This window comes from Vibrio sp. CDRSL-10 TSBA (assembly GCA_039696685.1).
Classification (GTDB): Bacteria; Pseudomonadota; Gammaproteobacteria; order Enterobacterales; family Vibrionaceae; genus Vibrio.
The window spans coordinates 576,116-599,121 of record CP155565.1; the positions used below are offsets into that span (position 1 = coordinate 576,116).

Below are 23,006 nucleotides of genomic sequence, written 5' to 3' on the forward strand. Positions count from 1 at the left end.
TCATTCTCCAAGTATACTGCGTCCATCACTACGAGGATCGCTGGTTGCGCACGCTTTTCCTTCGCTATTCAATACGATAGCGCCAGCATGTCCCATTAATTCGTTCACATCGGCCACGTAAGTAACATCGTGTCCGCGTTGCATCAGTTGCTCGCCGTATGCGTCATACAGCGAACGTTCAAGTCGTAAGTTGTTGGTGCTGTTACCCCAGGTACGTCCCAGCAGCCAGCGCGGCTTCGCCACCGCATCAGCCAGGGTGTCGCCCTGATAATGGTAACGGCTGAACAGGCAAGCCTGTGTCTGTGGCTGGCCTTCTCCGCCCATGGTGCCGTAACTCATGCGGCTGCCATCATTAAGCTCGGCATACGCCGGGTTAAGGGTGTGGAACGGTTTTTTGCCCGCAGCCAGTACGTTGTGATGACTTGCATCGAGCGAGAAACTCTTGCCGCGACAATTCCACAAAATACCGGTCTCAGGCAGAAACAAACCGGAGCCGAACTCCCAGTACACACTCTGGATAAAGCTCACCATGGTGCCGTACTGATCCGAAGCGCCCATCCAGATAGTGTCACCCGGCTTCGCCTGATGTGGCCACGGCAGCGCTTTTTGCAGTGACACATTGGCAACACATTCATCAATCACAGATTCAGTCAGCCACTCCTGCAGCGGCTGAGTCAGGTTCTCTTCATCGCACACTTCACGGTCACGGATGATGAAAGCCTGTTTGGTGGCTTCAACCAGCAGGTGGATGTGGTCAATTTCACTTTCCGCCTGCGCTGCCAGACGATCATAAATCGCCAGAATGAGCAGTGATGCCACGCCCTGCGTCGGCGCACCAAAGTTATACAAACGTCCTTTCGATGTTTGTACGCTGAGCGGTGCCAGCACGCGCGCCTGATGAGCATGAAAATCTTCCAGACACAACGGGCTGCCGGCCTGTTGCAGCTCTTTCGCTGCCGATTCGGCAATCTCACCGCGGTAGAAATCATCCAGGCCAGACTCGGCAAGACGGGTCAGGGTGTTAGCCAGCGCTTCGTTCACCAGCGTATCGCCCACCTGCAGTGTTTTACCCTGTTTAAGGAAACGCTCGGCAAACGCTTGTAAAGAAGCCAGGCGCTCGTAAGTTTTTTCACTGGCATTGACCAGACTTTGTGTCACTTCAATACCGGAACGCGCAGCGTCAATCGCCGGTTGCAACAGTTGGATCAGCGGCAGATTGGTGGCATCCATTTCCAGCGCTTTTTGCCAGGCTGCAACCGTACCGGCCATGGTAATTGAGGCATCACCACCCGCTTCCGGCAGTTCACTGCCTTTGGCACGGAATGCGTCCACGTCGATATTGAGCGCTGCAGCGCCGCAGCCGTCGATAGCAACCGGAGTCTGGCCTTTCTTAGCAATCAGCCAGAAGCTGTCACCGCCAATACCATTCATGTGCGGGTACTGCACAGAAATCATCGCTGCCGCCGCCACCATGGCTTCACTGGCGGTACCGCCTGCATCGAGAATTTGCTGGCCTACCTGGGCAGCCTTATAGTGAGGGGCAGTAAACGCCGTTTGGTGCTTCATTCACGTTCTCCTTGGCTCAGTTTTTCACCCGTTGCCAGCAGATCTTCTTCCTGATCAGGCTGTCCCATCAGGGAAACGCCGCACGGGCCTTCTAATAATTCGTTCATCGGCAGATGAAGCTGAGGCAGGCCGGATAAACCGGCAATACTGGTCAGCCCCATTAACTGACTGCGGTATACCGCCAGTTCATCGGCCGGCATGGTCAGAGACGGCGGACCGGATGGCGTGGTCGGAATCGCCCACAGACACTGATTTTGCTGCAGATGGCTGACTAATTTCTGCGTCAGTTCGGTTTGTTCTTCTCTGGCGTGATGGTATTGCTCACGAGTAATGGTGCGGGCCCACGCCACGCGCTCGCCAATCGCAGGATCCATACTGTCAACGTGTTCACTCAGCCATTCATCGTGTTCGCGGATAATGTCGAAGCCCTGAATGGTGCGGAACAAAAGGCTCAGTTCGGTCAGATTCCAGCCCAGATCGGCAAGAAAATCTCCTTCCAACAGCGTAAAACCATTTTGCTCACACCACTGCTGCAAACGCTCCAGACGCTGCTCAGACATAATCGCCTTACACTGACCATCCAGATAAAGGGTTTTGCACTCAACGCCCGACTGGTCGCGGCCGGAAAGTACCGACCACACCTGGCGCATCAGTCCGAGATCGCGGGTAAAAATGCCCGCTGTATCAAAGCTTTTTGCCAGTTCAAACGCGTGCGACAAATCCAGACCGCCCAGAGTCGGACGCAGACCATACAGACCACAGTAACTGGCCGGTACGCGAACCGAACCACCAGTATCCGTGCCGATAGAAAACTCACAGTCACCGTTGGCAACCGCCACGGCGCTGCCACTTGAAGATCCACCCGGAATACAGTCCGGTGCCACCGGGTTAACCGGTGTACCGTAATGGACGTTTCTGGCCGTTGAGGCTATAAGCCAGTTCATCCGTTTGCACACGTCCGCTGCACTGAGCACCTGCGTCCAGCAACGCATCAATCAGAGGTGAAGTATGAGTGGCTTTCTCATGGGTCTTCAGCCAGGTTGGGTTTCCCGCTCCGGTCACAAAACCTGCCACATCGAACAAATCTTTAAACACAAAACGCGTACCTGACAGCTCACCCTGTGCGGTGGCAGGCAAAGATTGCGGGCCTTGTTGGCAGTAAACTCGAGCATCCCTACTCATAACATTTCCTTTGTCGTATTCGTTTTCGTTCGTTAAGCGCCACACTTTCAGTGTGTGGCTGCTTTTATCAGTTGGTTGCCGCTTTTAAAGTTTCACTCTGACGCGCATAACGGTTAGCCAGCACTGCACAGTAGAAAATCTGAATTGGGTGATACAGCATGATTGGCAACAGAATCATACCCAGGGTCGGATCGGCACCGAAAATAACTTTGGCCATCGGGATACCTGCCGCCAGCGTTTTCTTGGTGCCACAGAATACCGCCGCCACTTCATCCGGCAGTGCAAATTTGACCCGGCGTGCGCCCCACTGAATCAGGTGCACCATGATGACCAGAGTAACCACACAAATAGCAATAGACGTTGCCAGCAGACCGACTGAGAATTCGCTCCACACACCGTTAACCACTGAATCACAAAACGCGTTGTAAACGATCAGCAGGATGACGTATTTGTCTACCTTGTTAACCACTGACTTATGACGGTCCACGAAAGAAACCAGATAAGGGCGCAGCAGCTGACCGACAATCATAGGAACCAGCAGCAACTTAGCAATCGACGTCACTGAATCCATCAGGTCCAGTTGTACACCTTCAAAGCCCATAAACAGTTGGATCAGCAGTGGTGTAATGAAGACACCCAGTACACTCGACAACGAGGCGTTAAAGATTGCGCCCGGAACGTTACCTTTACCCACACTGGTCATTGCAACTGAAGAAGAAATCGTACTTGGCAGCACCAGCAGGTAACAGAAACCAAACGCCAGAGCCGATGGCATGTAAGCCAGGAAGGCTTCGCCAAAAATAACCCACAGCAGCGGGTAAATCACAAAGGTCGCCATCTGGATATAAATATGCAGACGCCAGTTAGTCACGCCCGCTTTAATCGCTTTTGGTGACAGGCCCAGACCGTGCAGAAAGAAGACAATGGCGACACCAATACCCGTAATTTGATCCAGATGAATCACACCACCGGAACGACCGATTTCAGACGTCATGGAAGCCAGCACAATGGCGACGACCATGCCGACCAAAAACCACTCTTTTTTAATTTTTGCTAATACATTCATATCGTAAGTTTTGCTCTTGGTTGCTTTATAAATATCGACGGCAGACTCGCAACTATTCCACTTCGCTAAGCAGCGAATAGCTGTGAGAAATATTCCGGCTCAGCTGAGCCGCATTCTGACCAAGGTGTCGGTACACCTTATTGACCAGGTATGATATTAAGCTCATAGGCACCGCATAGCTATCTAAAGGTGCCTGATTATTCATATGACACAGCAGAAAATGCGTGACTTCTGATGCGTATTTCTGACCCGATTGATCGGTGATCAATAAACAGGGTTTGCCATTCAAATGCTGAATGATCTTTTCAAACTGGCCGATGCGGCGGCGAATACCAATCACAATAACAAAATCGTCTTCACCTATAGAAACCAAATCTTCGCCCAGAGTTTGTCCCGGCAGCGGCAGCAGTTCAACGTCACTACGGCACTGCATCAGTTGCTGGCGAAAATGCATCGCTAACGGATAACTGTTGCGATAACCGATGATCTTAACCCGTTTTGCTCGTGCTATCGCATCAACCAAACCGGTCACATCAATCGCGGCCAACTGGGTCCAGAGCTGCTCCAGGGCACGCATATCATTCTGAATGCCCGGATCATCGATGTTGGAAGTCAGGACCGGAATACCTTTATCGCGTTCCTGCATCAGCTCCTGACGGAGCGCGAGATGATCGTCATAACCTAACTGTCTGATGAAACGACTCACGCTGGTTTTGGACACCGAACAGGACTCAGCAATTTCAGCGGTCGACAGCATGAGGATCTTTTCCGGGTTGAGCTGCAGGTAGTCTGCCACCCGGCGGCTGCTTTCCGTTAAACGCGAATACTGCTGCGTAATACGTTCGCTCAGTGAGTTGTGATTAGTCATTCGCACTCCCTAGTTTCGATGAGCCGTTAGCGCACTGCCGACAAAAAGCTTTGCAGCTCTGGCGTCTGTGGCGCGGCAAACACTTCTTCACTCGGACCGGTTTCCCACACTTTACCCTGGTTCATGAACACCACGCGGTCGCCTACATCGCGGGCAAAGTTCATCTCATGGGTAACCAGAATCAGCGTCATGCCTTCAGCTTTTAACTGCTCCAGCACTTTAAGCACTTCACCCACCAGTTCCGGATCCAGCGCCGAGGTGATTTCATCACACAGCAGGACTTTCGGATTCATCGCCAGTGAACGGGCAATCGCGACACGCTGCTGCTGACCACCGGACAGATTACTCGGATACGCATCAAACTTATCGGCCAGACCGACTTTAGCCAGCAGTTCACGTGCCTGGGCTTCACACTCTTTGCTGTCTTTCTTCAACACCAGTTTGGGTGCCAGCATCACGTTTCTCGCCCACAGTCATGTGCGGAAACAGGTTAAAGCTCTGGAACACCATACCGACACTGCGGCTCAGCAGGCGCAGTTTGTATTCATCGTTTTCCACCGCCTGGCTGTCAACGATGATGGCACCTTCCTGATAATCTTCCAGGCCATTCATACAACGCAATAAGGTACTTTTACCTGAACCACTGCGACCGATGATCGAGACCACTTCACCACGTTTAATTTTCAGGTCGACGCCCTTCAGGACGTGGTTTTCACCATAATATTTATGAACTTGTTCAACACTAACGAGTGACATGATTGCGAGTCTCCAGGTATCGGGCTAACACAGAAAGCGGAAAGCAAATAGCAAAGTAAAGTACAGCAACCAAAGCAAACACCTTGAACGGCTGGAAGGTCGCGTTGTTTAACATGGTGCCGGCTTTAGTCAGCTCGACAAAGCCAATGATGGACGCCAGTGCCGTGCCTTTAACGATCTGCACGGAAAAGCCTACCGTTGGTGCAATGGCCATACGGGCCGCTTGCGGTGCGATAACATGACGCATGGTCTGAAGATAGGTCATCCCCAGTGTGCGACACGCTTCCCACTGCCCTTTTGGCAACGACTCAATACAACCGCGCCAGATATCATGGAAAAATGCACTACTAAATAGTGTCAGAGACAAAATTGCTGCCGTCCACGGGCTGACTTCGATGCCGACCAGCGACAAACCAAAGAAGGCCAGGAACAACTGCATCAGCAGTGGTGTGCCCTGAAACAGTTCCACATACAGTTTCACCACCGCCGTCATCACCGGGCTGCGGGTACTGCGTAATAAAGTGATGATAAGACCCAGTAGTCCACCACCGACAAAAGCAATCAGGGATAGAGCCACCGTCCAGCGCGCGGCCATCAGCAGGCTGCGAAAGATATCCCAATCGGTAAATTGCATCATATTCCGGCTCTCCTACAACGATGGGTTTCTTGAATGTTTTGCGTTTTACCAGCACAAACATCTGTCGCATCACTATCGCCAGTACCAGATAAATCGCTGCCGTCAGCATGTACGATTCAAAACTCAGGAAGCTGCGTGACTGAACAAAGTTGGCGGCGAAGGTTAAATCTTCCACCGAAATTTGTGACACAACCGCTGAACCAAGCATCACAATGATGCACTGGCTGACAATCGCCGGATAAACACGCTGATAGGCTGGCGGGAGCACGATGCGGGTAAAGATCTGCATCCGGGTCAGGCCCAGTGTTTTACCTGCTTCCCACTGTCCTTTCGGTGTCGCTTCAATACCAGCACGAATGATTTCCGCTGAATACGCCCCCAGGTTGATAACCATGGCAATCAAACCGGCTTGCCAGGCACTGAGTTTAATGCCCAGCGCAGGCAGGCCGAAAAAGATAAAAAACAGTTGCACAATAAACGGGGTGTTGCGAATCACCTCGATATAACACGTGCAGACAAACTTAAGCCATTTCACCTGGCTGGTTTTGGCACCGGCACAAACGGTGCCAAGCAGTAACCCACCAATAGTTGAGATGACCGTCAGTTCAACGGTGGTTCCAAGCCCTGCCACAAACTGTGGCAGGTAAGGAGTCAAACCGCTAAAATCCAACTGATAACTCATGCTTCGTCCTTAAAGTTCTTGGCTTGAAACCGCTTATGCACCCAGGTCCGCAGGGAATGGTGCCTTGAGCCATTTTTGCGAGAAACCTTCCAGTACACCCTCTTCTTTCGCTTTTGAAATCAAACGGTTTACTTCTTTCAGCAGAGCGTCTTCACCTTTCATCACGCCGACAAAACATGGCGAGTTTTTCAGCAGGAACTTGGTCTGCGGTGCTTTGGCCGGATAACGGGTTGCAATTTCAGTCACCACCAGGTTGCCGGTCGCAATCAGGCTAACCTGACCTGACAAAAACGAAGACAGCGTTGCGTTGTTGTCTTCAAAACGTTTAATCACGGTATCAGCCGGCGCAATCTTGCTCAGCTCAAGATCCTCAACCGAGCCGCGCGTCACACCAATCGTTTTGCCGCTCAGATCCTTCGCATCACTGACCGCTTCACCTTCAGAGCCGAACACACCCAGATAGAAAGGTGCATACGCTTCACTGAAATCGATCACTTTGGCACGTTCCGGGTTTTTACCCATGCTGGAAATCACCAGATCCACCTTACCAGTTTGCAGGTAAGGAATGCGGTTAGCACTGGTTACCGGAATCAACTCCAGTTTAACGTCCAGTTTGTCAGCCAGATAACCCGCCATATCAATGTCGTAACCTTGCGGTTTCAGATCGATGCCAATTGAACCGAATGGCGGAAAGTCCTGAGGAACCGCCACTTTAAGCACACCTTTCTGGTGAACCGAATCCAGCTGGTCAGCCTGAGCTGCCGTTGCGCCAACCAATAAGCTGGCAGATGCGAGTACACTCGCCATAAGGCCAAATAATTTCATCGTTAATCTCCTTTTAAAATGAAACGCTTGAAACATTTACCTTACACTCTGCAACGATCGCGCCAACTTTAATTAAAAATATAATCGCATTAATAACAACAAGTTAGACATCAATGCGATTTTTATACCTGACTTCATACTGAAACAATTGGAACTTTTGGTGCACCATCGATCACTTGTGGTGCAATCGTTTCAGCTTTTCCTTCCTGTCTTTTTACTTAATTCCGATGAAGATGGCAGTAGAACCCATAACTTCGGGGGACCTGCTGCTATCGCCACAGGCTTTTAGCCTTATTTTCTGTAGGTTAACTTACTGACTATCGGTTAACTTATTAGCTGTTGGTTAACTTGCGTATTGTCGGTTAACGTGCTGGCTCTTGCTTGAATCAACACCGGGTAAATTCGGGTCACCATCCTGGTGACCCGTTTAGTCTCAGTTTACTTATGCTTTTTCATCGCTCAGGCGCAGCGCGGCAACCGATGATGAATTTTCCATGATGTAACGGTAAGTAAACGCCGATACCAGACCACCAATGAAGAGTGCATAGTTGGCGAGTTCTGCGACCACAAACGTCGCCACGATAGCGATCAAGCTGGCAAACACTAGTGCATAAACACTGTTCATGTTCACACCGTTACGGTACCAGTACAGCCCTTCTTTTGACTCGGTGTACAGTGATGGTACGTCGATATGACCTTTCTTAATGATGTAGTAATCGACAATGATAATGCCGTACAGCGGACCAATCATCGCAGCCAGTACATCAACCGTGTAGTGAATCACTTCCGGGTTGTTGAACAAGTTCCATGGTGTCAGCAGCACTGAACCGAACGCCGCAATAAAACCACCCATTTTAAAGCTGATTTTTTGTGGTGATACGTTAGAGAAGTCAAACGCAGGCGCCACAAAGTTCGCCACAATGTTGATACCCACGGTCGCGAAGATGAACGTCAGCGCACCAAGAACGGTAATCATGCCTGAATCAAGACGTTTTACCGTTTCAACCGGGTCAGTAATCATCTCACCAAATACAGGAATCGACGCTGATACAATCACCACGCTGAACACAGAGAAACAGCAGGAAGTTCAGCGGCAAGCCCAGCAGGTTACCCAGTTTTAGCTTTTTGTAACTGCCACAGTAACGTGAGAAGTCACTGAAGTTCAGTGTCGGACCAGCAAAGTAACCCGCTACCAGAGCAATCGCGATCACCATTTGCGTCACGACTTCCCAGCCTTGCAGGTTTTGTGAGCTCAGGTTAAAGCTGATGTTGTCCCAGCCAGCCAGATCAACCATGTAGATACACAGCGCAAACATAGCCACATAAATGGCAGGACCAGACCAGTCGATCACTTTACGAATCATATCCATGCCGAACATGAACACGATACCCTGCAGGATCCACATCGAAACAAAACCAACCCAACCCAGGTAAGATAGACCGAGGAAGCTTGAGTCAGCCAGGCTTTCCATACCCGGGAAAAAGTACAGCAGCAAAATAATAAACGAGCTGGAAGCCAGGTAAGTCTGGATACCGTACCAAACCACAGCAATCAAACCACGAATCACAGCCGGAATGTTGGCACCAAACACACCAAATGACATACGCGCAATAACAGGGAACGGTGCACCCGCCTGCTGACCTGGTTTACCCATCAGGTTGGCAAACACCAGCACGATTGAAATACCCACTAACAGACTGATGAAGACCTGAATGCCGTTCAGACCCAACGCAAACAGACTAGCAGCAAAGACATAACCACCGACGCTGTGCACGTCTGACATCCAGAACGCAAAAATACTGTACCAACCCCACGTTTGTTCTTTCTCAGGGAGCAAATCAGCATTAGCTAATCTGTCGCTAACTGGTAATTCCTTTTTCATAGTATAACTTCCTCGCACTTAAATTGTATACAATCTCAAATACAAGTACCGTGCCAATTTGTTAAAACCCCGTTTTTATTGACTTCAGCCTCATTAAGCCGGTGATAACGCAGTTCGTGGCGCACCATCATAGTTCACCGTGCAACAAGATAGTGCACGGTTTGCGGTGATTTTGGTGAGAAAAATCACCAACCCCCGCCGTTTATAGCTTGCTTCATCCGATTAACATGGTATACATATTGCAGTGGTAGGTTGTATACAACCATCTAGAGAATGCTTATGTCTAACGACGAAAAAATTTATCAAAAGATGCTTAAAGCCATCGTTGAACATCAACTTCCGCCTGGTGAACGGTTACCTGAAGATAAACTTTCAGAAGCGTTTGGCGTCAGTCGCACCGGCATTCGGAAAGTACTTCAGCGCCTCGCCCTGGAACGTTTCGTGGTGATTCAGCCTAATAAAGGGGCGCAAGTGAATCGTCCCAGCCGCCAGGAAGCCGAAGAAGTACTCGATAGCCGTATTCTCCTTGAACCATTATTAATGCAGGAAGTCAGCGAAAACTGGAACCTTAAAGTGTCTCAGCATTTTCGTGACATCGTTGATCAGGAAAAGCAGGCTGAACGCAACAACAACCTGACCCGTTCAATTCAGTTGACTGCCCAATTCCACTATGAACTGGCCCGAATCGGTAACAATCGGGTGCTGGCAGAATTTATCGAACAACTCTGCTACCGCTCTTCTCTAGTTATCGCTGCCTACGGTACCCGAGAAAGTGTGAGCTGTGACTGTGGCGATCACATCGAACTGATTGATCTGCTCGATCAACGCAAAGTCGCGCAAGCCCAGCAATGGATGCGCCATCACCTGCAACATATTAAGCAGTCGATTTCACTGACTGGAAAACAAGAAGCGCAAGTCGATTTCAATTCACTTTTTGCCCAAATGGATTAATGGATGAAAATTCAGTTAATAAACCCAAATACCTGCCAGGGTATGACCGACAAAATTGCCGTGTCAGCCCAAACTATCTGCTTACCTGGTACCGAGATAATTGCCCGCTCTCCGGCTCATGGCCCGGAAAGTATTGAATGTGCAGTGGATGAAACCATCGCAGCAGCAGCCATGCTGGATGTGATTGCCCAAGGTGAAGCGGAAGGCGTTGATGCGCATATCGTGGCGTGTTTTGGTGATCCGGCAATTGATGCGGCGCGCGAAACTGGCCAAAGCGCCTGTGATTGGTATTGCGGGTGCAGCATTTCAGCTGGCCAGCCTGGTTTCACATAAATTTGGCGTGGTGACTACCATGTCCCGCACCCTGCCTGCTGCTCATCACCTGTTGCACCGTTACGGCTACCACCATCTGTGTTCAGGCGTACGTGCAACCGATATTGCAGTACTGTATCTGGAACACATTCAAGCCGACGTATACAAACAACTGGTTGATGAATGCCGTGCAGCGATTGAACAAGATGGCGCTGAAGCGATTGTGCTTGGTTGCGCCGGAATGTCAGACCTGGCCAATGAAATTTCTTCCGAGCTGCAGGTGCCGGTTATCGATGGCGTTGTCGCTGCGGTGAAACTGGCTGAATCTCTGCACGCCCTGAACCTGACTACATCCAAAAGCGGCCAGTACGCGGCCCCGTTTGGTAAAGCTTTCCACGGCCGTTATCAACACTGGAGCCGTTAATTCTGTTTTAAGGACCCTGATATGGAAATCTCAAATCCACGCGATTACATTGGCTACGGACGTGACAACGTTCCGGATGCAAAATGGCCGGGCGGCGCGAAAATCGCCCTGCAATTTGTGATGAACTATGAAGAAGGTGGCGAAAACTGCGTTCTGCACGGCGATGAGCACGCTGAAACCTTTTTGTCGGAAATTGCCGGAGCTGCACCGTACCCGACCCGTCATATGAGTATGGAATCTCTGTATGAATATGGTTCACGAGTGGGTGTGTGGCGTATTCTGAACGAATTTAAAAAGCGTGACTTACCGCTCACCGTGTTTGGTGTCGCGACAGCGTTACAGCGTAACTCTGAAGTCACCAAAGCGATCATCGAACAAGGCCATGAAATCGCCTGTCACGGCCTGAAATGGATCCATTACCAGGATATGTCACCAGAGCAAGAGCGTGCCCATATGGTAGAAGCGCTGGATATTATCGAGAAACTTGACCGGTAAACGTCCGATTGGCTGGTATACCGGCCGCGATTCTCCCAATACCCGTGAACTGGTTGCCGAGCAAGACGGCCTGCTGTACGACTCCGATTACTACGGTGACGACCTGCCTTTCTGGATGCCGGTTAACGATGTGAAAAATCCGGGACAAAAGCGCCCTCACCTGGTAATCCCATACACACTGGATACCAATGACATGCGTTTTGCCTCACCTTACGGCTTCAGCCACGGTGAAGAATTCTTCCAGTACCTGAAAGAGAACTTTGACTGCCTGTATGAAGAAGGTCAGGACAAGCCAAAAATGATGAATATAGGCCTGCACTGTCGCATCATAGGTAAACCAAGCCGCTTTATGGCACTGAAAAAATTCCTTGATTACGTGCAGTCGCACGAAGGTGTTTGGATCACAACTCGCGAGCAGATTGCCCGCCACTGGATTGAACATCATCCGGCCAAGTGAAGGCCAGGCAGCAGCACCAGTAATGATGAAAAATAGTCCATCAAGACAAACAGTCATCCTCTGAATCTGTTTGAACTGACTATTTACAAGCCGTCGGGGTTCCTTCTAGCCCGGCGGCTTTTTTTTATTCTCCCCGCACTTTTATTCGCCCCGCAACGCTTATTCGTCGCAAAACCTTTATTCGTCCCAAAACTAAATTTATCCCAAAGCTTTTATTTTTCCTGCAACAAGCATAGTTGCCTCGCTGCATGCTCAGACACGTCGCTTTTCCCCAAAAAAGCAGCTTTGCTCAGGAAAAAGTCTCTTTTCTCAGAAAATGCGCCTTGCTCAAGCCAACATTCGTTTGCTCGAGCCGATATGTCCTGGCTTGCCTATGCACCAAAGTTAACCTTTTTGCACCACCAGGGGACAGCGTACGCTTTAATTATTCAGGCGTGGTTTCATAACTCAATGAAATAACTTGACTATTTAGTCAGGAAATTAGTGGCACACTGTTTGCTCTATAGCCTGTATCAGAATGTTAACAATAATGTATACAAGGAAGTCAGTATGTCTCAACAACAAAGCCACGACCTGGTTTACGGCTTGGAAGACAAGCCAGCACCGGGCGCTGCACTCTACGCAGGACTGCAACACGTGCTCGCCAGTTTCGTTGGTATCATCACGCCAACGCTGATCATTGGCGGTGTGCTCGGATTAGGAGAGCATGTGCCCTATCTGATCAGCATGGCATTAATTGTATCCGGTATCGGTACCTTTATTCAGGCACGTCGTATCGGGCCGATCGGCGCCGGTATGGTATGTGTGCAGGGCACCAGTTTTGCGTTTCTCAGCTCAGTATTGGCGGCCGGATTCATCGCCAAGTCGAATGGCGGCGGTCCTGAAGACATTCTTGCCATGATTTTCGGGGTCTGTTTTGTCGGCGCCTTTATCGAAATTATTCTCTCGCAGTTTATTGGCAAACTGGGCAAAATCATCACCCCAATCGTGACCGGTATTGTCGTCACCACGATTGGTATTTCATTGATCAAAGTTGGTATGACTGACTTAGCCGGCGGCGTCAAAGCACCCGATTTTGGTCAGTGGCACAACCTGGCGCTGGGTGCGATTGTCCTGGTGACCATTATTGCCCTTAACCGCTCCCGCAACCTGATGGTACGCCTGTCATCGATTCTGATCGGTATGGTGATCGGTTACATCGTCGCAGCCAGTATGGGCATGGTGCAGTTGCAAAACGCATTCAACCAACCTTTGGTCAGCATTCCGGTTCCGTTCAAATACGGTTTTGACTTTGACTGGTACGCATTTTTGCCAATCGCGGTCATTTACGCGATTACCGCGATTGAATCGACCGGCGACATCACCGCAAACTGCATCATTACCAAGCTGCCTCTTTCCGGCCCTCAGTATCTGAACCGGATTAAATCAGGGATCCTTGGTGATGGCGTGAACTCTATGATTGCCGCCGTGTTCAACACTTTTCCTAATACCACTTTCAGCCAGAACAACAGCGTAATTCACCTGACGGGCATTGCCAGCCGTTATGTAGGCTATTTTGTGGCGCTGATTCTGTGTGTGCTGGGGTTATTTCCTATAATCGGCGGGATCCTGACAACCATTCCTAAACCTGTAATTGGCGGTGCAACTCTGGTGATGTTCGGCACTGTGGCCGCAGCCGGAATCAAAATCATCGCCAACGAGCATCTGGATCGTCGTAACCTGATGATTCTGGCCGTCTCTTTTGGTATTGGCCTCGGTGTTATGCTGGTTCCGGAAGTGATGCAAGAGATGCCGAAACTACTGCAAAGCGTGTTTGGTTCACCCGTCACGACCAGTGGCATTGCAGCCGTTGTTATGACGCTGGTGCTACCGGAAAGTAAAGAGGCCGAGACAAAACAAGCACAGCAAACTGCAGCCCGGGTATCAGCGACACAGTTAAAAAACGAGAGCGCATAACCGAGCATGGGTTAAATGCATTCCGAGCCTCATTACACAGCTCAGTGCAACTGCATACTCATCGGCTTGACCGATAAAAAAGGATGGCATCTGCCATCCTTTTCATTCTGTCTCAATAAATCCGACTGATTATCTGAGATTATTTTACTGAAGCCGCCGCCGCTGCGTACTCTTCTGCAGTCAGTTTTTCTTTCCAGATAACGTTTCTTGCCATCTTTTGATGCAGTTACAACCAGGTGAGTCATCTCTGCATCTGGTGTAGCGCCGTGCCAGTGATCGATACCTGGCGGACACCACACGCTTTCACCTTCATGGAAAGCAACGACTTTACCGTCGCGGGTACCGGTCAAAGCTGTACCTTTAGTAACAATCATGTGCTGGCCAGCAGGATGTTCATGCCACGCAGTATGTGCGCCAGCTGCAAAGTTAACGTAGGCCGAGCTATAGTTTGCTACATCGTTTTCAGGGAACAGCATGTCCACTTTTACTTTACCGGTGAATAAGTTTTCCGGGCCTTCAAATGATTTCAGATCTTGCTTAGTGTAATACACCTGTTCAGCCGTTTTATCCGCGGCAGACGCCGTAGACATCATCACGCCACCCGACACGAATGCTGTAAGTAGTAATAAAGACGTTTGTTTTTTCATCAGACTGACTCCTTGCTTAGTTTTACCCCGATTGCTGTCAGTGACAGCGTTCGGAAATCTCCAGATTCAACACTCGGAACGAACGTTTCTCTGCAATATATCGCTACAGTTTATGCCAATCGGTTTATGCCAATTCACTTCGCTATAAACTCGTTTTTGTAAGCAATGGATGATAGACAACAAGCCAGATTGAACCGTAACAAGGCTCAACCCGGCTATTTTGTATCACTAACGATTATTTATTTTTCAACACTTGATCCAGAACCTGCTGCGCGTTTTGTACCACTTCAGGGCTCAGATGAGTTTTCAATACAGTAATAAACTCTTTCAGGTTTTCCGGTGAAATATCATTGTTCATGCTGATATTGTAATGTGCACCCAGTTGGCTGTTCACGCCCGGAATATTAGCCAGTGCTGCAATGGTTGCAATTTCGCGTTGTCTCCAGTTCAGTACGTCGCGCTCAAAAATATCGCCGAACAGATGCGCTTTCAGATAAACATCAATTTCCGGTGAAAAATCAAACAACGGGCCCTTAACCGGCTGACCAATCAGCTTAGTTTGATTGTCAGTACCAAATTCAAGGCTGGTTTTATCTGTTGGCAGCGGCTTAGATTCCGGGCCAACGGTATCTTCGATACCCTGGCTTTTACGCTCTTCAACCACGTTCATAAATGCGGCCAGGCCATTAAGGCTGCGAGGAAAACCGGCGTAAGCGTACAGCTGAGCTAACACTTCTTTGGTTTCGTTGATGGTCAGCCCCGCATCCAAGCCCTGGTTAAGGCTGACTTTTAATTTCTCAATCTCACCACTGGCCGTAAATGCCGCGATTGGAATAATCGCTTTTTCTTTTGTATCCAGAGCCGGTGACGCATTTGCCGCCCCTACCCACAGCAAAGCCATTACACCCGCGAGTAAGGCGGAAAACTTCTTCAAAACAGTAAAAGATCGCATCATCTAGTAACCTTCCGTTAGCCAATTTATGAGCTGTTGTTCCATAAGAAACCTGTGCTCAACAATTATGGTTGATCAGATAAGTTTTCTCTATCCCTGCCCGGCGCTTTTCATTGCCTATAAACGCCTAATTATTGCCTATTCTTCCATGCAAAACGGAAATAACAAATCGTATAATTTCCACACAGTTTATTACCACCATTAACAACTTATTACGTATTATTTCTTGACGTTACTTTCAATGAAAGTTGTTGTAAAGTACCCACTTAATTCAGTGACACACTGCTTGAATACACCAATAAATAAATGAAAAAAAAGTCTCTACTTGCACTATTCATTGCTAAATTTAATTAAAATTAACAAGCCTATTTAAAATTAACCACCAAGATTTAATCAATTATTCTTTCGATAGTTTTATTGCTTATTCATATACCCAAACAACTTGGAGTTGCAGGTAGGCGGCAAATGAGTGAATCCCCATGAGCATAGAGACACTATGTGATTGGGGTGAACGAATGCAGCCAACACCGCTGCAGCTTCAAGTAGGAAGGGTATAACTTATTTCAAATAAAACCCATACGAAATTATATTTTATACCGCGCTTTTTCAGCCCATCTGTTACTCATTCACCAATCTAATGTATAAAGATTGCTTTCAATAGCGACGCTATACAGCATAAGGCTCTGCATGGCGAAGGCGCGCATTTTCTGACAAGCTTTCAGGAAAATCAGGCATAGTCGCGGGTTATTACATATTTTAAAATGACGTCACGGTTGATGCTTGCGCTTGTGCCAAGTTTTGCCTCCCAGTTTTATAACTATTGTTTATATTTTTGTGTTCACTCGAACAACCGGGTTAACAGCCTTCTTAAAACAGACCGTTTCGCTCAAAGCCAGCCTGGTTGGAAAAGATTGTAGCTACATCGATTTATTGAGGAATAAAGCATTGCAAACCAACGCTCATAAATTTTCGTTTATCGCTGCCGCATTGTCATTGATGGTGACTTACGTTACTTCGGCAGTACCTATCCCTCTGTATGGGATTTATCAGACTCAGGACAACATTGGCTACGTTGAGTTATCTCTGAGCTCAGTGGTGTACTTTATCGGCGCGGTTACCGCTCTGGTTCTGTTCGGGCGTCTGTCGACGTTTCTGGGACGTAAACCGATCGCCTTGGTTTCTTTGGTGATGGCGGCGCTGTCGATTCTGTTCTTTGTTAATGTACACAGTGCCTATCCGCTTATTCTGGGACGCTTGTGTCAGGGACTGGCTTGCGGACTGGCCTCCACAGCTCTGGCATCCTGGGTGGTTGACCACGGTCATTCTGTCCGTTTCCTGGATTGCACCTGCGGTGATCAGTTGCGGCCCCATGACCGGCCTCACCATCGGTGGTGTCGGATCCGGTTTTTTGATTGAGTACGGTCCGCTGCCACACCAGTTACCTTTTCTGGTTGCTTTAGTACTGATCGCCATCTGTATGGCGCTGGTGATTAAAGGCAAAGAAACCATGCCGGTCAAACCTGGTGCGTTAAAATCGATTAAACCTAATTTCACCCTGCCAAGTGCAGCACGTAAAGCTTTCCCTCTGGCGGCCGTAACCTTTGTCTGTACCTGGGCACTGGGTGGGTTCTTCCAGGCCTTTGGCCCTGCGATGGCACGTGAACAACTGCATTCCAGCAGCGCAATCGCTGCCGCACTGGTATTCGCGTCTATCATGGCACCGAGCTCTATCGGCGCATCACTGGCAGGTCGCATGACATCAAAACGTGCCCAGTTCGTCGGCATGCTCACCTTTACTCTGTTCGTTGGTGGTGTACTGCTTTCATTACACATGGGCTTTTTGAGCACGTTCCTCGCCGCAAGTGTCATGGCAGGCATCGCGCAGGGTATGGTCCTGACCGGCAGTATCGGCACTATGGTGTCAGAACTGAAACCGGAAGAACGAGCCAACGTCTTCTCGGTGATTTATGCTACTTCTTATGTCGGCGCCGCAGTACCGACCCTGATCGCTGGTCGTTTCTCTGAACATTTCAGCCTGCTCGAAGTCGCCTGCAGCTACGGTGTTCTGGCGTTGTGCGGCACTGTGATTCTGGTGGTTGCCAAACTGCGCACCCGCACCGCAAGCGCTAATAATACACTGGCTTAAACAAGCAAAACGTCTGTGCCAGGAGCGGCGCAGACAGAGAGTTCAAAAGGGAAGAACAGGGTTCTTCCCTTTTTTGCTATTATTCAAACAGATGCTTAATCAATGGTAAATCCGGGACTCGGCCGGCCCACAACGGGTAATGTAGGATTACAGCAGATAGCCGCTGCCAGAGGTCAAAATCCTTAATGTTTGCCTGATTGTGTAATTCCTGGCTTGTCTCAGCACAGAGTGTTTATTCACTAACAAGGTTAAGATAAAATCTTTCGGTAAGCACAGAACAATCAAGATGATATCAATAACAACAATGATACCGATATCTATGCCGCCCAACTAAAACGCGGCGAGAATATCGTACAATTTCCGCAGTACATAACACGTATCTTTGTCTTATCTGGACAGTAATTCATGCAGTTATTTCAACACTTAAGCTGGTTTTTCCGCCGACATAAGTTTACTTACTCTATTGCCCTGCTGATGCTCTTCACCGTGGCCATGCTCAATATGGCCATTCCATGGTTTATCGGCAACGCAATAGACAAACTATTGGCAACCAGAGATTTCTCACAAACAGAGTTCTACCTGTTCGCCTTGCTTGGCGTCAGTATACTGGTCTACCTGCTGCGTTATGGCTGGCGTCGGATGCTGTTTGGTACGTCTTACCAGCTTGGAAACATCTTGCGCGAGCGTTTTTACCAGCGTCTGCTTCGCCAGGGACAGGCTTTTTACAACCTGCATTCCACCGGCGATCTGATGGCAAGAGCCACCAATGATATTGATGCGGTTGAAATGGCAGCCGGTGAAGGCATACTTTCCGGATTCGACGGTCTGATGACCTTCATTCTGGTCCTGATCATGATGTTTGTTTTCATTGACTGGCAACTCGCTATTCTGGCCATTATTCCGTTTCCGTTTATGGGTTACGGTTTTTACCGCCTGTCGAATCGGATACACCATCAGTTCAAACATACCCTGGATTCGTTCTCGACTCTCAACGAGCAGGCACAGCAGTCGGTTGCGGGTATCCGGATGATCAAATCCATGGGGCGCGAGTCTATCGAGAACGATAAATTCGCCAATATTGCCGAGCGGGCCGCGCAAACAACTTATAAAGTGCAGCGCTCTGAAGCCCTTTTTGATCCGATTATTCAGCTCAGCCTCGGCTCTGCACTGTTAATTGCGCTGCTGGTCGGCGGCTGGCAAATCAGTCAGGAAACGTCTCAGCGTCGGTCAACTGACCAGCTTTACCCTATATCTGTCTGAGCTGATTTGGCCAATGTACGCCTTTGGCTGGCTGATGAATATTCTCCAGCGTGGTAATGCCGCCGTCGGCCGACTGGAAGCGTTGCTCAATCTGCCTGATTCCATCAGCGATCAGGGCAAACAGGATGTGACAGGCTATGATATTCACGTCGAACAGATGACCTTTCAATATCCGGATACGACTCAGCCTGCGCTGCACAATATCTCCCTGCAACTAAAGGAAAATCAGGTGCTGGGCATCGCCGGTGCGACCGGTTCAGGCAAATCAACACTGTTACAGTTGCTGATGCGCTACTGGGAAGCGGGTGAAGGCAAACTGGAAGTCGGACAGACTCCGATTCAGTCGATCCCCCTCGCCCAATTGCGCAGCCTGTATGCCTACGTTCCGCAGGATGCATTCCTGTTCAGTATGAGCATCATGGAGAACATTCGGATTGGCCGATCTGACGCCAGCGATGAAGACGTGTATCAGGCTGCCCGTCTGGCCGCCATTCACGATGACATTCTGCAATTTCCCGACGGCTACCAGACTCTGGTCGGCGAACGCGGTGTCACTCTTTCCGGTGGCCAGCGTCAACGTTTGTCTATTGCACGCGCGCTGCTCAGCAACGCACCGATTCTGGTACTGGATGATGCGCTGTCCGCCGTCGATATCAAGACTGAAAAGGTCATTATTGAACATCTGCAGCAGCGCCGTGAACAGACGTTAATCATCGTCAGCCATCGCCTTTCTGCTATTGAGCAGGCTGACCAAATTGTCGTTATGGCGCATGGCGAAATTGTCGAACACGGCAATCATCGCAGCCTGCTTGAACAGGACGGCTGGTACGCCCGGATGGCGGCCTATCAACAGATGGAACAAGCGCTGGAGAACGACCTGAAATGAGCACAGACACTAAAAAATCCGCGGCCAGTTCCGGCTCTCTGCGTATGCTGATGAGTTATGTTTTTGCAGAAAAAGCGCTGTTTATCAAAACATTACTCCTAGTGGTACTGGCAACCGCTTTCGATGTCCTCGGCCCGATGCTGAGTAAAGTCTTCATCGATGAATTTGTTATGCCTAACCACTATCCTACCGGACCTGTGGCTGGCGTCATTGCACTGTTTATTTTCTCGGTTCTGGCCGGCACCTATCTGAAATACAAACAGACGCTGCGTTTTCTTGATATTGCCCTCAATGCAGTACTCGATATTCGCAAACGTCTGTTCAAACATGTGCTGACCCTGCCGGTGGCCTTTTTTGACTATGCCCGCACCGGTCAGTTAGTCAGCCGGATAACTAATGACACTGAATCGATCAAAGATATCTATGTGCAGTTTCTGTCGAGCATTCTCGGTAACTTAATCATGCTGATCGGCATCCTGACCGCGATGGCGATTCTGGACGTTGATCTGATGCTGGTCGCCCTGATGCTGATCCCGGCCGTTGTGACCTTAATTTACTTGTATCAGAAGTTTAGTGTGAAAGCAGTGACCGACAGCCGTCAGCTGCGCTCGGACATCAACGCTAATATGAACGAGTCCATCAGCGGTATGGCGGTGATTCAGTCCACCAACCAGCAAGAGGCGAAATTCCAGCAGTTTCATGCCATCAATAACGCCTATTACACCACTCGACTGAAAACCGTGACCGTCGGTTCACTGCTGCTGCGTCCGGCGATCAACCTGCTAAGCATTTTGATCCTCGGTGGCGTGGTGTGGTTCTTCGGCCTCAAAGTCGTAGAAGGTGTCGCTGAAGTCGGCGTACTGTATGCCTATCTAAACTATCTTGGCCGTTTTACCGAACCACTGGTGGAAATTACCCAACGTTTCAGCCTGTACCAGCAAGCGATTGTCGCTGGTGACCGGGTCTATGAATTGCTGCAGGAACCGGCACACGATCATCAACAGGCCCATCTTGATGCAATACCCAAAGGTGACCTGAGTGTCGAACAACTGGTGTTCAGTTATCAGCAGGATAAACCTGTGCTGCATGATCTTAACTTCACAATAAAATCGGGCGAGTTTTATGCCATTGTCGGTCATACCGGCAGCGGGAAATCAACGCTGCTCAATTTGCTGCTCAGTTTTTATCAGCCGCAATCCGGTTCCATTAAGATTGATGGTCATGATCTTGAAGAGTATCACCAGCACGCCCTGCGCCAGGGCATCGGGTTCATTCCGCAAGAACCGTTTGTGCTGGCCACAACTGTGTTCGATAACATTGATATGGGCCGCGGTCTGTCTCAGCAAGCCGTCGAACGCGCAGCAAGCCAAGCTCACCTGCATGACGTCATTATGGAAATGCAGGACGGGTATCAAACCCAGCTCGGAGAAGGTGGTTTAAGATTGTCCACCGGCCAGCGTCAGCAACTAATCATTGCCCGGGCCCTGGCTGGCTCCCCTAAAATTCTGTTACTGGATGAAGCGACAGCCAACATCGACAGTGAAACCGAGCAAGTGGTACAAAGAGCGCTCAATGAACTGCGTGGCCAGGTCAGCATGATTGTCGTTGCTCACCGTCTGTCGACGATTCACCATGCCGACAGTATTATGGTGCTGGATAAAGGTCACCTGATTGAGCAAGGGAATCATCAGCAGTTGATGACTATCGAGCACGGACGTTACCGCGCCATGTACCAGTTACAGCAACAGGAAACTGCGTGTGGCTCAGGCCGAACAAGGCGCTTGCTTAGCCTGAGATTTGGATGCTAAACAATCAGGAACAAAAAGGGCCCGAACGGGCCCTTTTTGTCAGGTTTCGCCAGATTTTATCAGGCTTTTATAAGGCATTACTGTGATGTTCTCACCTTACTCCGGATTACCAAAGAGCGGGTTTACAGCAGCCCTTCCTTCCAGCAGCTTCAGTTTGTAACCGCAACAGCAGACTCACCATTTAACGGCGCTGCAGATTTTGCACCGCTTCAGAGACCGCGATATCGCCATCGGTCAGCTCGATGATTTCCTGCTTAATTTGTGGTGTGTTGATCAACTCAGCCAATACCGCCGCCACGTTGCCTCTGGCGACTGTTCCGTAGTCAATCGCGCGGTCAAGGTTGACCAAACCAGTCCCCTCTTCACTCACCAGGGTTCCGGGACGAACGATGACATAATCCAGCCCTGAAGCTACCAGCGCATTGTCCGCCGCGCGTTTCATTTTCATATAAAATTCAAAGCCTTCGCTGGTTTGCTGCCCGCGTAGCGAGTCCATAAACGCCGAGACCAAATAGAGACGATTGATACCGCTGCTTTGCGCAGCTAAGGTCAGGTTGACCGGTGTTTCAAAGTCAATCACCCGAGTGCGATCCGCGCCGCTGCCCGCCGCACCAGCCGAGAACACTATCACATCATGACCGCGAATCATTTCAGTCAGTTTCTCAACCGACATTTCCATCAGATCGCCCAGATAAGGCGTGACACCAGCCTGACGCAGCTCTTCCGCCGCTTCTGTTCTGCGCACTAAACCTGAGACTTCATGGCCGTCTTTTAGCAGTTTTGGTACCAGTCGAGAGCCCACGCCACCGCTAATTCCAACGATAAAAATTTTGCTCATTAATTCCCCCACGGTTTGTCAGTCAGAAAATATCTTAAAAACAATACGCTATGAATGTCAGAAAAGAAACAGACTGAGACTATCAGGCAATAGTTAAAGAGAATTGAGCAAAACTGTAGCGGCAAAAATCGCTTATAAATGGGTAATAGGTTATCGGCGGCGCACTAAGTTCAGTGAGATTAAGTCAGCGTTTCCTCAGTTCGCCAACAGGGCGGAAAACCCGTCTGACCTCACTTCCAGCCAAGAAAGCAAAGTGACAGTTTTACAGTGTAAAACCCTGCTATTGAGGTTGGCTATTCATCCTGTTGAATTCATCACTCTGAGCCGTGAATTCGGACACCCCCAGGTCCCTGTTTGCACAATAAATCGGCATTCAGGGGCCGCCCCTCATTACGTCACGACAAAATTT

At 49.5% G+C, this 23,006-nt stretch carries 21 protein-coding genes and 3 pseudogenes; 10 read left to right on the top strand and 14 right to left on the bottom strand.

Features of this window, described 5'->3' with window-relative positions:
• The 11 genes and pseudogenes from ABDK09_02745 to ABDK09_02795 all read right to left on the bottom strand — a co-directional run bounded on the left by ABDK09_02745 (window position 1) and on the right by ABDK09_02795 (window position 9,465).
• The gene (locus ABDK09_02745; GenBank protein ID XAW88291.1) at window positions 1-1,566 is read right to left on the bottom strand and encodes a gamma-glutamyltransferase family protein; all 1,566 of its coding nucleotides are present in this window, start codon (window positions 1,564-1,566) and stop codon (window positions 1-3) included.
• A complete protein-coding gene (locus ABDK09_02750; protein XAW88292.1) occupies window positions 1,563-2,510 on the bottom strand; it encodes an amidase family protein in 948 nt (315 codons plus the stop codon). The genes ABDK09_02745 and ABDK09_02750 overlap by 4 nt, the downstream gene beginning before the upstream one ends.
• Window positions 2,455-2,748: a hypothetical protein gene (locus ABDK09_02755; protein ID XAW88293.1), complete on the bottom strand. Its 294-nt coding sequence runs from the start codon at window positions 2,746-2,748 to the stop codon at window positions 2,455-2,457. The genes ABDK09_02750 and ABDK09_02755 overlap by 56 nt, the downstream gene beginning before the upstream one ends.
• Before the next feature lie 67 nt (window positions 2,749-2,815).
• A complete protein-coding gene (locus tag ABDK09_02760) occupies window positions 2,816-3,814 on the bottom strand; it encodes a bile acid:sodium symporter family protein (protein XAW88294.1) in 999 nt (332 codons plus the stop codon).
• Between the two features lie 52 nt (window positions 3,815-3,866).
• The gene (locus ABDK09_02765; GenBank protein ID XAW88295.1) at window positions 3,867-4,682 is read right to left on the bottom strand and encodes a MurR/RpiR family transcriptional regulator; all 816 of its coding nucleotides are present in this window, start codon (window positions 4,680-4,682) and stop codon (window positions 3,867-3,869) included.
• Between the two features lie 26 nt (window positions 4,683-4,708).
• Window positions 4,709-5,438: pseudogene (locus ABDK09_02770) on the bottom strand (amino acid ABC transporter ATP-binding protein).
• Window positions 5,425-6,075, bottom strand: coding sequence for an amino acid ABC transporter permease (locus ABDK09_02775; GenBank protein ID XAW88296.1), 651 nt, complete (start codon window positions 6,073-6,075; stop codon window positions 5,425-5,427). Before ABDK09_02775 ends, ABDK09_02770 begins: the two are co-directional and overlap by 14 nt.
• A 49-nt stretch (window positions 6,076-6,124) precedes the next feature.
• Window positions 6,125-6,757 (bottom strand): annotated as a pseudogene (locus ABDK09_02780) (amino acid ABC transporter permease).
• Window positions 6,758-6,790: 33 nt separating this feature from the next.
• Window positions 6,791-7,582 carry a transporter substrate-binding domain-containing protein gene (locus tag ABDK09_02785; GenBank protein ID XAW88297.1) on the bottom strand — a complete coding sequence of 264 codons (792 nt, stop codon included), beginning with the start codon at window positions 7,580-7,582 and terminating at the stop codon, window positions 6,791-6,793.
• A gap of 442 nt (window positions 7,583-8,024) precedes the next feature.
• Window positions 8,025-8,642: a cytosine permease gene (locus ABDK09_02790; protein XAW88298.1), complete on the bottom strand. Its 618-nt coding sequence runs from the start codon at window positions 8,640-8,642 to the stop codon at window positions 8,025-8,027.
• Complete coding sequence (locus ABDK09_02795; GenBank protein ID XAW88299.1) at window positions 8,605-9,465, bottom strand: cytosine permease; 861 nt, start codon at window positions 9,463-9,465, stop codon at window positions 8,605-8,607. Before ABDK09_02795 ends, ABDK09_02790 begins: the two co-directional genes overlap by 38 nt.
• Window positions 9,466-9,744: 279 nt before the next feature.
• Between ABDK09_02795 and ABDK09_02800 the strand changes: the two genes are divergently transcribed.
• From ABDK09_02800 to ABDK09_02820, 5 genes and pseudogenes are all read left to right on the top strand, one after another.
• Entirely contained in the window at window positions 9,745-10,416 is a 672-nt protein-coding gene (locus tag ABDK09_02800; protein ID XAW88300.1) for a GntR family transcriptional regulator, read from the top strand.
• 3 nt (window positions 10,417-10,419) lie between these two features.
• Complete coding sequence (locus tag ABDK09_02805; GenBank protein ID XAW88301.1) at window positions 10,420-10,749, top strand: aspartate/glutamate racemase family protein; 330 nt, start codon at window positions 10,420-10,422, stop codon at window positions 10,747-10,749.
• Window positions 10,667-11,152 (top strand): aspartate/glutamate racemase family protein, encoded by a 486-nt coding sequence (locus ABDK09_02810; GenBank protein ID XAW88302.1) that lies wholly within the window; start codon window positions 10,667-10,669, stop codon window positions 11,150-11,152. The genes ABDK09_02805 and ABDK09_02810 overlap by 83 nt, the downstream gene beginning before the upstream one ends.
• A 21-nt stretch (window positions 11,153-11,173) precedes the next feature.
• Window positions 11,174-12,104 (top strand): annotated as a pseudogene (puuE, locus tag ABDK09_02815) (allantoinase PuuE).
• Window positions 12,105-12,653: 549 nt separating this feature from the next.
• Complete coding sequence (locus ABDK09_02820) at window positions 12,654-14,060, top strand: nucleobase:cation symporter-2 family protein (protein ID XAW88303.1); 1,407 nt, start codon at window positions 12,654-12,656, stop codon at window positions 14,058-14,060.
• Window positions 14,061-14,101: 41 nt separating this feature from the next.
• On the opposite strand, the gene ABDK09_02825 is transcribed toward ABDK09_02820, so the two are convergent.
• Window positions 14,102-14,707 (bottom strand): cupin domain-containing protein, encoded by a 606-nt coding sequence (locus tag ABDK09_02825; GenBank protein ID XAW88304.1) that lies wholly within the window; start codon window positions 14,705-14,707, stop codon window positions 14,102-14,104.
• 235 nt (window positions 14,708-14,942) lie between these two features.
• Complete coding sequence (locus tag ABDK09_02830) at window positions 14,943-15,662, bottom strand: carboxymuconolactone decarboxylase family protein (GenBank protein XAW88305.1); 720 nt, start codon at window positions 15,660-15,662, stop codon at window positions 14,943-14,945.
• A 942-nt stretch (window positions 15,663-16,604) separates the two neighbouring features.
• Between ABDK09_02830 and ABDK09_02835 the strand changes: the two genes are divergently transcribed.
• The 5 genes from ABDK09_02835 (at window position 16,605) to ABDK09_02855 (ending at window position 21,759) form a co-directional block, all read left to right on the top strand.
• Window positions 16,605-17,075 (top strand): MFS transporter, encoded by a 471-nt coding sequence (locus ABDK09_02835; GenBank protein XAW88306.1) that lies wholly within the window; start codon window positions 16,605-16,607, stop codon window positions 17,073-17,075.
• Complete coding sequence (locus ABDK09_02840; GenBank protein XAW88307.1) at window positions 17,029-17,805, top strand: MFS transporter; 777 nt, start codon at window positions 17,029-17,031, stop codon at window positions 17,803-17,805. The genes ABDK09_02835 and ABDK09_02840 overlap by 47 nt, the downstream gene beginning before the upstream one ends.
• A gap of 405 nt (window positions 17,806-18,210) precedes the next feature.
• On the top strand, window positions 18,211-19,065 hold the full coding sequence (locus ABDK09_02845; GenBank protein ID XAW88308.1) for an ABC transporter transmembrane domain-containing protein: 855 nt from the start codon (window positions 18,211-18,213) through the stop codon (window positions 19,063-19,065).
• Window positions 18,980-19,951: an ATP-binding cassette domain-containing protein gene (locus ABDK09_02850; GenBank protein ID XAW88309.1), complete on the top strand. Its 972-nt coding sequence runs from the start codon at window positions 18,980-18,982 to the stop codon at window positions 19,949-19,951. The genes ABDK09_02845 and ABDK09_02850 overlap by 86 nt, the downstream gene beginning before the upstream one ends.
• Window positions 19,948-21,759 (top strand): ATP-binding cassette domain-containing protein, encoded by a 1,812-nt coding sequence (locus ABDK09_02855; protein XAW88310.1) that lies wholly within the window; start codon window positions 19,948-19,950, stop codon window positions 21,757-21,759. Before ABDK09_02850 ends, ABDK09_02855 begins: the two co-directional genes overlap by 4 nt.
• A gap of 181 nt (window positions 21,760-21,940) precedes the next feature.
• Here the strand turns inward: ABDK09_02855 and ABDK09_02860 are convergent, their stop codons facing one another.
• A complete protein-coding gene (locus tag ABDK09_02860) occupies window positions 21,941-22,597 on the bottom strand; it encodes an SDR family oxidoreductase (GenBank protein ID XAW88311.1) in 657 nt (218 codons plus the stop codon).
• Window positions 22,598-23,006: the final 409 nt, after the last annotated feature.